Raw genomic sequence first — 14,247 nt, forward strand, 5'->3', positions numbered from 1 at the left:
CACCATATATTATTACTTCACAACAGATCCGTTTGGTAGGGATGAGTCTACAGTTGCTAGAGATAGGTTTCCTTTTTCGTCTTCGCCTGATAAAATCATACCTTCTGACATTTCTCCGCGTAGTTTGACAGGTTTTAAGTTTGTTACACAAATTACCTTTTTACCTACTAATTGTTCTGGCTCATAATATTTCGCAATGCCTGAGACAATTTGGCGTTTTTCTGTTCCAAGATCAAGTTGTAGTTTTAGTAATTTATCAGCCTTTTTTACTCTTTCCGCCTTTAATACTTCACCAACTCGTAGGTCTAGCTTCATAAAATCGTCATACACGATTTGTTCTTTTTGATCTTCCTCTTTTTCCGGCTCCTCTACGACTGGCTTCTTCATCATTGCTTTAATAGCTTCAATTTCCTTTTCTACATCAAGTCGTGGGAATATGGGGTCACCCTTTTGAATTTTAGTTCCAGCCGGAATTTCTCCATCTCGATAAACACTTTCCCAATCTTTCAGCGATTCAGCTGTTACATTTAACTGACGGAAGATTTCTGCCGGTGCTTCTGTTAAGAATGGCTGAAGCATCACAGCTGATTTCCTCAATGATTCAGCTAAGTGTGCCATTACATTCCCCAATCGCTCTTTATTTTCTTCATCTTTTGCAAGTACCCATGGTTGAGTTTCATCAATATATTTATTTGTTCGACTAATATATTGCCATAGGGAAGAAAGCGCAACAGAGAACTGCATATTTTCCATTGCTTCTTCTACTTTGTTAATTGTATCTTTGGCAAATTGCTCAAGTTCACCATCCACTTCTGTTTCAGATGACTCATATGCAGGGATTTCCCCATCAAAATATTTTTCAATCATTGCCACTGTTCGATTTAATAAATTACCTAGGTCATTTGCTAAATCATAATTTGTTCTTTCGACGAATCCCTCTGGAGTAAAGACACCATCATGACCAAATGGGACTTCGCGTAATAAGTAGTAACGTAAAGCATCTAGTCCATAACGATTAATTAGGCTAACTGGGTCTACTACATTCCCTTTTGATTTGGACATTTTCCCATCTTTCATCAAAATCCATCCGTGTGCAAATACCTTTTTCGGTAATGGTAGGTCAAGCGCCATTAACATAATTGGCCAGTAAATCGTATGGAAGCGAACAATTTCTTTACTCATTAGGTGAACGTCTGCAGGCCAATATTTCTTAAACTTCTCATTATTTTCGGTTCCATAGCCAAGTGCGGTAATATAGTTTGATAATGCATCTACCCACACATAAATAACGTGTTTTGGATTTCCTGGAACTTTAATTCCCCAATCAAAGGAAGTACGCGATACCGCTAAATCTTCCAAACCAGGTTTAATGAAGTTATTAAGCATTTCGTTTTTGCGACTTTCTGGCTGAATGAATTCGGGATTATCTTCATAATATTGAACAAGTCGGTCTACGTATTTACTCATTTTAAAGAAATAAGATTCTTCTTTAACTTTGTCAACTGAACCACCACAGTCTGGGCAACTTCCTTCATTTAATTGTCTCTCTGTAAAGAAAGATTCACAAGACGTACAATACCAACCTTCATATTCATCAAGGTAAATATCCCCTTGTTTTACTAGCTGATCAAAGATTTTCTCAACAACATCTTTATGTCTATTTTCTGTTGTACGGATAAAATCGTCATTTGTAATTTTTAATTTTTTCCACAGATCCTGAATACCACTAACAATTTCGTCTACATACTCCTGTGGCGTAACCCCTTTTTCTTCTGCCTTCTTTTGAATCTTTTGTCCATGCTCGTCCGTTCCGGTTAAATACATTACATCATAGCCACGCATCCTCTTATATCTAGCAATTGCATCACCTGCAACTGTAGAATATGCATGACCTATATGTAAGTTACCACTTGGATAATAGATTGGTGTAGTGATATAAAAAGTCTTATTCTCCTCTAGCATACTGCTACCTCCTTAAAAAAACTTGGTTTAACCAAGTATTCAACAAATTCCCACATTTTTCTACAAGGTTCTACTTAAATATTAATAAAATCCACAAAAGTGTCATTTTTAAACTATTACTATTGTAGCTATTATAACGTATTTTGCCAAATACTGTGCAATATTAATTATTGACAAAATCAAGCTGAGATAAGCATTTACCATAGCCTTTTTATAAAAGAAAGAGATGAAATCAAATCGTATGTTTGACAGATTTCAAGTGATTATAATATTAAATGATTCAAAAAAGGATAATTTCCTACAATTTTCTATTTACAAAGTCTTAAGCCCTTGTTACAATCAATTAAAAGCCCAAAGAGAGCTGACGCATGCAAAAGCACGTCAACTCTCTTTTATTTTGGAATAAGAAGGTAACAAATTTAACTTCAATCCACATGAACATGATAGGTTTGGTAGACTTCTCGTTTTGGCATTTTTCTATCAATAGCTACTTGCTTTATAGCCTCTTTAGAAGATAAGTGATTTTCATTGATGTAGTAATCTACATGTTCCATAACGTTTAAGTCTTTCCACCATAATTCCGTTTCTATCTCTTCTGAATCACTACCAGAGACAACGAGGCAGAACTCCCCTTTTTGTTCATTCTGATCTGTCCACTCCATTAATTCTTCTACAGACCCTCTGATGAATTCCTCAAACCGCTTCGTTAATTCCCTAGCAATTACGATTTGTCTATTTCCAAGAACTTTATTCATGGCAAGTAGGGTTTCTTTAATACGATGTGGTGATTCATAAAATAATAAAGAAGCTTGAATATATTTTAAACGTTCTAATTCTGCTTCCTTATCCTTTTTCTTTCGAGGCAAAAATCCATAAAAATAGAACGCATTCGTGGAAAGCCCAGAGCCTACTAAAGCACATAGGGCCGCATTTGCTCCTGGTAAAACAACTACTTTCAATTCTTCCTCTATTGCCGATGTTACTAATTCATATCCAGGATCTGAAATAGCTGGCATTCCTGCGTCACTTACAATAGCTATCGAGTCACCTTTTCTTACCCTTTCTAATAATTGTTCTTCTCTAGAAAGCTTATTATGCTCATGATAACTAATTAGGGGCACGTTTATTTCAAAATAGTTTAAAAGTTTCTTTGTATTTCTCGTATCTTCTGCTGCAATAATGGATACACTTTTTAACGTATTCAAAGCCCTAAAAGTAATATCTTCTAAATTTCCAATTGGTGTTGGTACCACATAAATAGTACCTAAGTTTTCGTCATTAAAGCTCTTTTGAATTTTCATTTTGAACCACTTCTTTCAACCAATTCTGGATTAGTAATAATTTCCCTTTTCTTTTTAGTTGTTTTACTTCATACTCTCTTTTTAAAGCTTCTTCTTTCGTCTCAAATTTTTCAATGTATACAACTTGAAAGGGACCTCTACCTCTTGTATATTTTGCCCCTTTTCCGTCTCTGTGTGCTTTTAAACGGTTCTCTAGATTATTTGTATATCCTGTATATAAGGAATTGTCTTTACATCTCAACATGTAAACTAAATGTTCCTTATCATCCATATATAATTTCCTCAGCTTCCTTTGTATACGTGCCATCTTCATGATATATATATAACGGTGGCAAAATTTTCAAATCTGGTTTACCGTCCCGAATTCCTTCTATTAAGAGCATATTTGCTTCTTTACCCATTTTCGGAAAGACTAACTGCATACGTTTTGGTTCAATATTATACTTTCTAAATAAATTTATAATATCTACAAGTCTTCCTGGCCTGTGAACCATTGCTACTTTCCCCCCTGATTTCACATGTAGTTTACATGCCTTTACAACATCCTCTAATGTACAATAAACTTCATGTCTTGCGATGGTTAAATATTCATTGTAATTTTGCTCATTACTGGAAGGGGTTTTAAAATAAGGAGGATTACATGTCACCACATCATACGTGCTTTGTCCTAAAACATGTTTCATCTCTTTTAAATCACCGTGAACAAGATGTATTTGTTCCTGCAATTTATTCAACTCAATACTTCTCTCTGCCATACTAAATATACGCTCTTGAATTTCAACACCGGTCATTTCAACTTTTGTTTTTCTCGATAACAATAAAGGAATAACCCCATTACCTGTACATAAATCTAAAACCTTTCCTCTCCTTTTCGGAACGGAGGCAAAATGCGCAAGTAGTACAGCATCTAAAGAAAAAGCGAAAGCAGTCGCACTTTGAATAATACTCATACTTTCGTCAGCTAATAAAGAATCTATACGTTCATCACCAAATAATTGTACCATCTTTTTCTCCTACCTAATCAAAACTTTAGCCTTTGTCATTTATCTTGTCCATATGAAAAGAAAACTGCCTCTATAGAGAGACAGTAATTTTCATGTGTGGCTTTTAAACTCTATTTTGTTTTATCAAAGAATTCCAGACAAAACATACAATCTTCATTCCTTCTTGGTCTTCCAAATTCTAAATTACAAATATGGAATCCCTCATCATACAGCCTTGCTAAGTTGTCATATCCTTCACTTGGTAAGTTATCTTTTTTCTTCGTAGACTTCTTTTTATTCGATGATTTTTGTTTGCCCTCTTCTATCGTATCCAAATGGTTTCTTAGATTATGATTTTCCATAGCAAGTCGATGATTTTCTTCTAGTAATTCACTTAGCTTTTGTTTAAGATCACCAAGTTGCTGATATAATTCTCCAATTTGTTTTTCCATATCAGACACTTGATCAAAGATTTGTCGATTCCTCACGCCCACTCACCTCGTTATCTTTGGCCCTGAGCTAAAATTCCCTCATCAATTAATTCATCTAATGTATATTCAATCACTCGTTCTTTTTCTGGGATTTCAATTTGAATTAATTTCTCAAGAATATTTAATCCAACCACTTTCCCTTTTCCATATGGAGTAGTTATAGCTTCCCCTATATCTGGTAATTCGCGCTTGGCACTTTCATATTCATCATTTTCGTACTTTAGACAACACATAAGACGACCACAGAGACCAGAGATTTTAGCTGGGTTTAGAGATAGATTCTGATCCTTTGCCATTTTAATAGATACTGGTTCAAAGTCTCCTAAAAAGGTTGAACAACAAAGCATTCTTCCGCATGGTCCAATTCCACCAAGCATTTTTGCCTCGTCCCGAACACCAATTTGTCTTAACTCAATACGGGTTTTGAACATCGCTGCTAAGTCTTTTACTAATTCCCGGAAGTCTACACGACCATCGGAGGTAAAGTAAAAGATTATTTTATTACGATCAAACGTATATTCTACCTCTACTAGATTCATATCTAGCTGATGTTCCTTTATTTTTGTAGTACATATATCAAAAGCATTTTTTGCTTCTTCCTGATTTTCTAAAACGGTAAGTTTATCTTTTTCATCCGCTACCCTGATTACTTTTTTCAAAGGCAGAACAACATCTTCCTCGTCCACCTGTTTGTTTTGTATGACTACTTTTCCAAACTCAACGCCACGTACCGTTTCCACAATGACGTAATTGTTTAGTGAAATATCTTCACCATCAGGGTCAAAGTAATAGATCTTCCCCGCCTTTTTAAAGCGAACACCAATAACTTCTATCATTTGTTTCACCTCTGTATTTGAAGAACCAATTGTTCAAACACCAATGTAGGTTGAACATTTTGCTTCAGTTTTCTTTTAGCTTTTAAAATAGCATTTAAAACATCCATAATTTGCTCTTCAGAAAATGACATTGCTGCTTTCTCAAGTAAAACATCTGTCGATTGATAGAATGTAGGTTCATTTTCATTGCCGATATGATAATAAAGAATATCTTTAAATGCCAATAATAATAAATCGAGCGTTCTTTCTTGATCTTTTCTTTCTTTTAAGAGAGGTATCAAATGACTATGGATAAATAAGTAAACATCTTCTGGTTTGGTTGAAAACATTTCAACCAATTGTATCACTAACTTCCTAGCTTCGGCAAACCACTCATCATTTGACCATTCAATCGCTTCCTGAAGGTTATTTGTTAAGGCACTAAATAGGATTGCATCTTGTTTATTTATCCCATTTTCTAGTAGTTTATTTTGAAAGGAAACTGAATTAAGTGGTTTTAAGTCTATAATTTGACAACGAGAACGAATCGTTGGGAGTATAGCTTGACTGTTTTCTGTAAGCATAATTGCTGTTGTTTGTCTTGTTGGCTCTTCTAAAAATTTTAAGATTCGATTAGAGGCATTTACAGTAAGCGTATCAGCATCTTTTATTACATATACTTTCCGATTAGATTCAAGTCCAGAATATGTAAATTCCTTTTGCAGATTTTCAACCTGCTCCTTTTTTATAGACTTTCCTTCTGGTTCAATCCAATGAACATCAGGATGGTTATGGGATTCGATTCGTCTACAATTTATACAGTGATTGCACGGTTCTATTCCATTAGGTTCCATACAAAATAGAACCTTTGTAAGAATAGTAGCGATTTCCTCTTTTCCGGTACCACGTTCGCCATGAATTAAGTACGCATGTGAAACCCGGTCTTTTTTAATACTATTTGTTATAACTTTACTCGCCAAAGGCTGTATCTCTGCAATCTCAGACCATGTCTTCATCCAATATCCGTCCTATCAAATTACAATTATTTCTTAACTAATAGGGAAAATTAACTTATTATACCTTATCGCAAAAAGGGTCACATCCGTGAAGCGCCTTTGTTCCTATATATATATATTAATCAATAACCCTTTTATTTCCCCTATTAACCCAAGTATATCAACCGTTTTCTTCTCTTGGCTCATTATTTGCTCGGTTAATTCTATAAGCTTTTCGTCCACTTGTTTGATTAATGTTAAATGGTTACTTCCATTTCTATTAAAACTCTGTTCCTTTTTAATACGTAAACCGCCAGATACCGTTTCTCCTAAAAAGGATTTAATCATCTTTTTAAATTTAGCAAGCTCTTTGAAATTACGGGAACGGGCTAACTTTTCACCTTGTAAGGAAATATTCTTCATCATATTGTCTAGTTCCTGTTTTTTTTGCGATAAATATTGGGACTGAAGTGAATGTTGGAATGATTTCGTTTCTGTAGGTGCTTGTCTAGCATATGATGTATCTCTTTGCCTATGCACATCATTTATAATTTTCATTTACTTCGCCCCCTTGAAGAGATTGTTCAAAAGGTCAGGTAAAAATAACACTTCGGCACTAGAGACCTTTTCCTAAGGTTCCGGTACTCAAAGCTTCGCCGACTCGGTCCTTTTTATCCGCCTTTTGAACATGCACTTATCATTTAAAATTGGTAAAATGACTCAATCGGTAAAACAAATACAGTTGCTCCACCAACCTCTACTTTAACAGGATTCGGTATATAAGAATCCGCATTTCCCCCCATAGGAGAAATAGGTGCAACCATTTGTTCACGGTTCGAACAATTATCTTTAATGATTCGTAACACCTTATCTACATTTTCGTCGTTACATCCAATCATTAATGTTGTGTTACCTTCTTTTAAAAACCCACCAGTTGAAGCAAGCTTCGTAGATTGGAAATCCTCCTCACCTAAAGCATTCGTTAAGCGATTTGTATCCTTATCTTGAACAACAGCCATTATTAGCTTCATACTAGTCCCCCTCTAATTTTATTTAATCAAATACTGATTAATATACATTATGAGATCTTGCATCAAGAGTGACGAATAGAGATTTCGCGCCAATAAGATTATTTTTTAATATTAATAAGAATCTTATTCAAAACCTCTTCTTCAACCTGTTCCAATGGTTGGTCTGCATTGATGGATTGAATACGGTTTGGGAACTTATCTAATAGGATTTTGTAACCTTCATACACTTTCTCATGAAAAGAGACAGTTTCCAGATCCAAACGATTTCTTTCTCTATCTTTATTCGACGCAATACGGCTTAACCCTTTTTTCGGTTCAAGATCAAATAATATAGTCAAATTAGGCATCTGATCTTTAATGGCAAATTGATTGATTGCAAATACTTCATCAATTCCAAGCCCTCGTGCATATCCCTGATACGCCAAACTACTATCGATAAATCGATCACAAAGAATAATTTTCCCTTGTTCTAATGCTGGGATGACCTTTTCCACTAGATGTTGTCTTCTAGCAGCGGCATATAGCAATGCTTCTGTTCTTTCTTCCATTTTGGTATTGTTTGTATCAAGAATAACATGACGTATTTGCTCAGCAATTTCAATCCCGCCAGGCTCTCTTGTTGAGATTGCATCATACCCTAATGACTTTAATTTCACGAGAGTGTTTTGCATGATCGTTGTTTTTCCTGCACCCTCGACACCTTCAAAAGTAATAAAATATCCGTTCACTTCTTGTATTAACTCCTTTTATGTCTAGTTCAAGCGCCTAGCAACTAACAAGATTTACTTACTTATCCTTTATTATATATCTTGATACCTTTTGTTCTTTGTTGTATGGTAACCCCTTGCTTAAGCAAGTGATTCACAGTCATAGCTTGAGTTTTTGTTATTTTTTCCCCTTTTAAAATAAGTGGAATTCCAGGTGGATATGGAATAATCGATTCAGCAGCAATATTCCCTAATCCTCTATCAAGAGCGACATTTGTATATGTTAATTCATTCATTTGTTGATAGGTTAAAGCTAATTCAGAAATTGGTTCTGGAAAGAGCTTTGATATATCTATTGTAGCATGGATTATATCTTTTTTTAATCGTTCATTGATTCTTTTTACCGCCTTTTCTAATGGAATAAAATGCTCAAACGGTGCTAATCCATGAATGAGTAATAGTTGACGATCTGTCGTTAATTCAGGGTATATATGAAATTCTTCTAACCCTAAGATGATTTGTTGAACAGAATAGGACGGTTTTACATGTAAAGTAATTTTTAACATGTCGTCTTTACCAGTTAATGGTAATACATCCAATCCCTCACAACGCCCAAGTATCTCTCGTACTTTAAAAACGCTACTTATGATTTTTTCTATATCCTTATCTGTTCGTGTAGCTAAATAACTCCTTGCTATATCCAATGATGCCATTAGCGGATAAGAAGGACTACTAGATTGGAGCATCTGCAAGTAATAGGCAACCTTATCCTTAAGATTAAAAGCACTATTAATATGTAAGTAGGAGGATTGGGTCATGGCGGGAGCTGTTTTATGTGCAGATTGGACTACGATATCCGCTCCTAACTGAAGGGAAGATGTCGGAAAGGGATCTCCTAAAGAAAAATGTACTCCATGAGCCTCATCTACTAAAACAGGAATATGATAATGATGAATGGATTCTATCATTCTCTTAATATCATAAGTTCTTCCAAAGTAATCTGGATACGTAAGAATAACAGCCTTTGCATCTGAATGTTTCTGAACTGCTGATACTACAGTTTCATAACTCGGTGATGTAAATCGACCAACTTCCTTGTCAAACTCAGGGGCGATGAAAATAGGCTTTGCACCGCTTAATTCTAATCCATGCATAATGGATTTATGGCTATTACGTTGCACAATGACTTTATCACCTGATTGAACACAGGCCATGATCATTGCCAAATTACCAGCCGTACTTCCACCAACGAGAAAAAAGGTGTGATTTGACTTAAAAAAATCTGCGGCAAGTTGTTCTGCCTCTTGAATGGCCCCTGTTGGAGCATGTAAATCATCCAAACCAGGAAGTTCGGTGACATCTAATTTTAAAACCTGCTGAAAATATGAACTAGCAAACTCTAGAAAAATCTCTCCATTTTTATGGCCAGGAACATGAAAAGAAGTAGAATGTTTCATTGCAAATTTATCTAATAATGAAAACAAAGGTGTACTGGACTGGTCCATTTCTTATCTCCATTCTATTTTTATTTTAACTATTATAATAAGACAAGAAAAAAAGCCTTTGCAAGCAAAGACTTGGATTAGGAGTATAATTTCGGTGTACTAATATTTTTCAACTTTTGTAAATAATATTTATACTTTTCTTCTCTTGGCTCCGTATGAATCATGTTATGTTCACACTCTGAACAGATAAACATGTTGTATAAATGAATCCCAGTCTCTTTTTCGTCCTCACAAATCCCACAGCATTCAAATAGATTTACTTGTTCCATCCTTTCCACCTCCGTTAGTAACTTGGCATTCGCTATTAGATTGGGCAGATGCCATAGTTGCTCTTATACAGACGGGAAAGATTTTTATACTTTCCTACCTGCTTAAAAATTAGTATCTCCTAATCTAACGGGAAGTATACAAGGAATCTTTGAAACTTTAATTTCATCTAAATGATAAATAGATGAATGGCGGTTAAGGAAGCTACTCCAAATAAACCTAAAAACCCAGCCACAATAGCGGTATACATATTGATAGGAATATGTAGACCAATTGCACCGCCAAAGACATTGACAAAAAACAGAAATAAAATGCCAATGCCAATTTTAACAGTAGCCTGTCCAATAAATCTCATTGGTTTTATGGGAGCTCCGACAAACAATAAAAGGACGATTAAAGCAACCATAATCGTAATAATGAGTGTTGAACTCATAGAAAATCAACCCCTCTTTTACCTACATTTATGTTTATCCTATATTTATGACCTTTAAAAGGGAAAAAGAACTAGATTAAAAAAAGACAAGGATTTATCCCTGTCTTAAAGTTATCTCAATAATTCTCTTAATCTACTTTAATTTAAGTGCATGCAAATTCCGATGTCTTGCCTCTTTTAATAAAAAGATATACTTTGCTTGGGCAAGTGATTCCTGAAGACGGCCAATTTGAGAAGCCTCCACACTATGCTCCATGATGGAACGAATTTGTTTCCATTCCGATTCTAATTGGTATATCGAATGTAATAGTTCTGCGTCGACATCTTTTTTCTTTATTTTTTTCCCCATGATTTCACCTTTTTGAACAATCTTTTTATCGCAGGTTAACCGGCTGTAAGACCCCCACTGATTGAAGTTTCACTTTATAAGTCCCTTCTACCTTCTAACGCTTTGGACAACGTCACTTCATCCGCATATTCCAAATCTCCACCTACTGGAAGGCCATGTGCAATTCGGGTCGTGCGAATACCGGATGGTTTCACAAGGCGTGAAATATACATTGCGGTAGCTTCACCTTCTATATTCGGATTCGTTGCAAGTATAATTTCCTCGACCTCCTCATCCTTTAAGCGTTTCAGTAAATCAGGGACATTAATATCTTCTGGACCAATTCCATCCATTGGGGAAATTGCACCGTGAAGAACATGATATTTACCACGGAATTCCTTCATCTTTTCCATAGCAATAACATCTTTAGGATCTTGTACAACACAAATAATTGAATTATCTCTAGACGTATCCGAGCAAATTGCACATGGGTCTTGGTCCGTAATATGACCACAAACCGAGCAGTGCGTTAATTCCCGTTTCGCGTTCACTAGAGCGTTCGCAAAATCCATTACGTCGTCATCTTTCATATTGATAACGAAAAAGGCCAGGCGTACAGCTGTTTTTGGCCCTATACCTGGCAATTTGGTAAAACTATCAATTAATTTTGAAATAGGTTCCGGATAATACATGTTGTGCCTCCTAGAACATTCCTGGCATATTTAGCCCTTTCGTAAATTGTCCCATTGTTGCATTTGTTTTGTCATCAACTTGTTTTAAAACATCATTTGTAGCGGCAAGGATTAAATCTTGAAGCATGTCAATATCGTCAGGATCTACAACTTCCTCTTTAATTTGGACATCCGTAATTTCCTTTTTACCATTTGCAATGACCGTTACCATTCCGCCACCAGCAGAAGCTTCAAATGTCATTTCAAAGAGTTCATCTTGAGCCTTCATCATTTTCTTTTGCATTTTTTGCATTTGTTTCATCATGTTATTCATATTTCCTTTCATGGAAATACCTCCTCTATATTATATATTTATTAGACAAATCTAATCATGTATTTCTACTAAATCATCACCAAAAAGCTTCTTTGCCTCATCTACTACAGGGTCTGGTTGTTCTTTAGAATCTTCAGGACTATTTTTCTCCTGACTTTGGATAAAGTCGGCACGAAGTTCTTGCCAATCACGATCAGGTATAGCAATCATTTCCATTTGCTTTCCTAGTACACTCATAAGTACAGATTGAACCGTATCTTTATGGTCTAAAAACAGGGAACAATGTATTTCATATTTAAATGACACTACGATTGCTTGATCAGATGCAGCAACTGGTTTACTATCCTGAATGGTAGCATGTGCTGGGGCATTTGTCCCTTTTAACTGACTCAAGAAATTTGCCCAGCCGGATTGAACCTGTTTTAAGGAAGGTTTATTTGCTTCTTTAAGAACCCCACGAATTCTCTCATACGGAACTTTATAACTACTCTTGCTAGTAGCTCTTTGTGGTCTTCTTTTTTCCACTTGAGGTGGGTTAGTAGTTGGAGCCGGATTTTGCCTCAACTGTTGTAATTGAGATTCAAGCCCAGATATCTTTTGGTTTAATTTCAATATGGCATCAGAATCGATAGATCCAGGCTGTTGTTCTTCCCTATGATAGCGATTCGTAATCGTTAAAATTGCAATTTCAATAAAAACCTTTGGACTATTTGTCCATTTTATTTCTTGCTGGCATTGATTCAATTGCATAATGGCATCTTGTATCCAGTCGTTGTTAATGGTTGATGAAAGAGCTTGAAATGCCTCATCAGCCCTAGCCCTTTCCAATAATCCTTCAAGAGCGGGCGCACTTTTGTATAAAAGTAAATCCCGCAAGAAGTAGATTAAATCATATACAAAACGACCAGGGTCTTTTCCATTTTGAATAATATCATCTAATCGTTTTAAAGCTTCTTGAACGTCTTTATTATACATTGCATCGACTATTTCGGTAAGTACCCCTTGAGATACTCCGCCGGTAACAGCTAGGACATCGTCTAACTCTACAACATCTTCACTGTATGAAATAGCCTGATCTAAAATACTTAATGCATCACGCATACCGCCCTCTGCAGCAAGAGCTACAGTTTCTAAAGCTTCTTCCGTAACGGATATGTCCTCCGCTTCTATGATTGTCTTCATACGATTCACTATCGCCTGATTAGAGATTGGTTTAAAGTCAAATCTCTGACATCTCGATAAAATGGTTAACGGAATTTTATGTGGCTCTGTTGTTGCTAAAATAAACACAACATGTTTTGGTGGTTCTTCTAGAGTTTTCAATAAGGCATTAAACGCATTATTAGAAATCATGTGTACTTCATCGATGATGTACACCTTGTAAGGAACGGAGCTTGATGCATATTTTACATTTTCCCGTATTTCCCGAATGTCATCCACACTTGTATTGGAAGCAGCATCAATCTCGATCACATCTTGAATCGTACCATCTTGTATTCCTCGGCAGGCTGCACATTCATTACACGGTTCTTTTACTGGTGCATGCTCACAATTAATTGCTTTAGAGAAAATTTTGGCAGCACTTGTTTTCCCAGTCCCTCGTGGTCCTGAGAATACATAAGCATGCGAAAACTTTTGTTCCACAATCGCATTTTGTAATGTACGAGTAATATGTGTTTGTCCTGCTACGTCTTCAAATTTCCTTGGACGCCAGACTCGGTATAATGCTTGATAGCTCATAGCGTAAATTCCCCTTTATATTCTATTCTTATTATACCCGATTTGAGGGGTGAATGTGAACTACCACGAAAAATTCATTTAATTAAAATAGCTATATATAAATATTAGAAAACTTAGCTTATCGCCAAGGGCTCAATCGTATATTTTGTTGCTTTTTAATTCGCACTTGAAGGGAAATGCGACAATATTTTAGAAATCAGCCTCGCCAAGTCTATATTGAAAGCTTTAGTTTTTCTTATACTTTAATCTTTTACAAAGTTAAAATTCCTTAAAGCACAAAAAAAGTTAGAGACAGTATCTCTAACTTTTAATAATCTATGTATACCGTGCACCCATTGTCGATGAAACGATTATATGCGTTACTTAAGTTCATGGCTCAGCCTAGGCTTCCCTACGGCACACAGAAATGACCACTTACTGCTGCTTCCTTCCGGACCTGACAGGGTTCATGGGTTTCTGTTGCGTAGGACCCGGGCGTCAACACCAATTCCTTAAGGACAGACCATACAATCGCCCACCTCGAATGGGGATTCGGCCTCGCTATAGCGGATTGCGAGTACAGGGCACCGCTACCTCCCCGCTTAGCACGGTAATTATCATTATATAGACTTTGGATTCATTTTGCAATGGAAATAATGTGAAATTCCATTCAATAAAGTTCCATCACATATATTAGCTAGTACT

The 14,247-nt window shown here is 35.8% G+C and carries 17 protein-coding genes and 1 other RNA gene; all 18 read right to left on the reverse strand.

The window, feature by feature from the left end; genetic code table 11:
* Window positions 1-12: 12 nt before the first annotated feature.
* The 18 genes from metG to ffs all read right to left on the reverse strand — a co-directional run bounded on the left by metG (window position 13) and on the right by ffs (window position 14,153).
* On the reverse strand, window positions 13-1,962 hold the full coding sequence (gene metG, locus A9178_RS12660; protein WP_068675857.1) for a methionine--tRNA ligase: 1,950 nt from the start codon (window positions 1,960-1,962) through the stop codon (window positions 13-15).
* A 425-nt stretch (window positions 1,963-2,387) separates the two neighbouring features.
* A complete protein-coding gene (rsmI, locus tag A9178_RS12665) occupies window positions 2,388-3,263 on the reverse strand; it encodes a 16S rRNA (cytidine(1402)-2'-O)-methyltransferase (RefSeq protein WP_068675859.1) in 876 nt (291 codons plus the stop codon).
* Window positions 3,241-3,534, reverse strand: coding sequence for a GIY-YIG nuclease family protein (locus A9178_RS12670; RefSeq protein WP_068675861.1), 294 nt, complete (start codon window positions 3,532-3,534; stop codon window positions 3,241-3,243). Before A9178_RS12670 ends, rsmI begins: the two co-directional genes overlap by 23 nt.
* A complete protein-coding gene (locus tag A9178_RS12675) occupies window positions 3,527-4,267 on the reverse strand; it encodes a tRNA1(Val) (adenine(37)-N6)-methyltransferase (RefSeq protein ID WP_068675863.1) in 741 nt (246 codons plus the stop codon). Before A9178_RS12675 ends, A9178_RS12670 begins: the two co-directional genes overlap by 8 nt.
* 110 nt (window positions 4,268-4,377) lie before the next feature.
* Entirely contained in the window at window positions 4,378-4,734 is a 357-nt protein-coding gene (gene yabA / locus A9178_RS12680; RefSeq protein ID WP_068675865.1) for a DNA replication initiation control protein YabA, read from the reverse strand.
* Window positions 4,735-4,748: 14 nt separating this feature from the next.
* Window positions 4,749-5,573, reverse strand: a complete 825-nt coding sequence (locus A9178_RS12685) for a PSP1 domain-containing protein (protein WP_068675867.1) — start codon at window positions 5,571-5,573, stop codon at window positions 4,749-4,751.
* Window positions 5,574-5,578: 5 nt separating this feature from the next.
* Complete coding sequence (gene holB, locus A9178_RS12690) at window positions 5,579-6,568, reverse strand: DNA polymerase III subunit delta' (protein WP_068675868.1); 990 nt, start codon at window positions 6,566-6,568, stop codon at window positions 5,579-5,581.
* A 105-nt stretch (window positions 6,569-6,673) separates the two neighbouring features.
* The gene (locus A9178_RS12695; protein WP_068675871.1) at window positions 6,674-7,105 is read right to left on the reverse strand and encodes a YaaR family protein; all 432 of its coding nucleotides are present in this window, start codon (window positions 7,103-7,105) and stop codon (window positions 6,674-6,676) included.
* A gap of 143 nt (window positions 7,106-7,248) precedes the next feature.
* On the reverse strand, window positions 7,249-7,578 hold the full coding sequence (locus A9178_RS12700) for a cyclic-di-AMP receptor (protein ID WP_068675873.1): 330 nt from the start codon (window positions 7,576-7,578) through the stop codon (window positions 7,249-7,251).
* Window positions 7,579-7,676: 98 nt separating this feature from the next.
* Complete coding sequence (gene tmk, locus A9178_RS12705; RefSeq protein WP_068675875.1) at window positions 7,677-8,306, reverse strand: dTMP kinase; 630 nt, start codon at window positions 8,304-8,306, stop codon at window positions 7,677-7,679.
* A 62-nt stretch (window positions 8,307-8,368) separates the two neighbouring features.
* Complete coding sequence (locus A9178_RS12710) at window positions 8,369-9,790, reverse strand: aminotransferase class I/II-fold pyridoxal phosphate-dependent enzyme (protein ID WP_068675877.1); 1,422 nt, start codon at window positions 9,788-9,790, stop codon at window positions 8,369-8,371.
* Between the two features lie 77 nt (window positions 9,791-9,867).
* The gene (locus tag A9178_RS12715; protein ID WP_068675879.1) at window positions 9,868-10,059 is read right to left on the reverse strand and encodes a sigma factor G inhibitor Gin; all 192 of its coding nucleotides are present in this window, start codon (window positions 10,057-10,059) and stop codon (window positions 9,868-9,870) included.
* Window positions 10,060-10,226: 167 nt separating this feature from the next.
* Complete coding sequence (locus A9178_RS12720) at window positions 10,227-10,490, reverse strand: pro-sigmaK processing inhibitor BofA family protein (protein WP_068675882.1); 264 nt, start codon at window positions 10,488-10,490, stop codon at window positions 10,227-10,229.
* A gap of 133 nt (window positions 10,491-10,623) precedes the next feature.
* Complete coding sequence (locus A9178_RS12725) at window positions 10,624-10,839, reverse strand: YaaL family protein (RefSeq protein WP_068675884.1); 216 nt, start codon at window positions 10,837-10,839, stop codon at window positions 10,624-10,626.
* A gap of 74 nt (window positions 10,840-10,913) precedes the next feature.
* Window positions 10,914-11,510 (reverse strand): recombination mediator RecR, encoded by a 597-nt coding sequence (recR, locus tag A9178_RS12730; protein WP_068675886.1) that lies wholly within the window; start codon window positions 11,508-11,510, stop codon window positions 10,914-10,916.
* Window positions 11,511-11,520: 10 nt separating this feature from the next.
* Window positions 11,521-11,841 carry a YbaB/EbfC family nucleoid-associated protein gene (locus A9178_RS12735; protein ID WP_369801984.1) on the reverse strand — a complete coding sequence of 107 codons (321 nt, stop codon included), beginning with the start codon at window positions 11,839-11,841 and terminating at the stop codon, window positions 11,521-11,523.
* 33 nt (window positions 11,842-11,874) lie between these two features.
* Entirely contained in the window at window positions 11,875-13,563 is a 1,689-nt protein-coding gene (dnaX, locus tag A9178_RS12740; RefSeq protein WP_068675890.1) for a DNA polymerase III subunit gamma/tau, read from the reverse strand.
* A gap of 324 nt (window positions 13,564-13,887) precedes the next feature.
* Window positions 13,888-14,153, reverse strand: an RNA gene (gene ffs / locus A9178_RS12745) — signal recognition particle sRNA large type.
* Window positions 14,154-14,247: the final 94 nt, after the last annotated feature.

Origin of the sequence: Oceanobacillus sp. Castelsardo, assembly GCF_001659985.1 — a bacterium.
Taxonomy (GTDB): domain Bacteria; phylum Bacillota; class Bacilli; order Bacillales; family Amphibacillaceae; genus Oceanobacillus.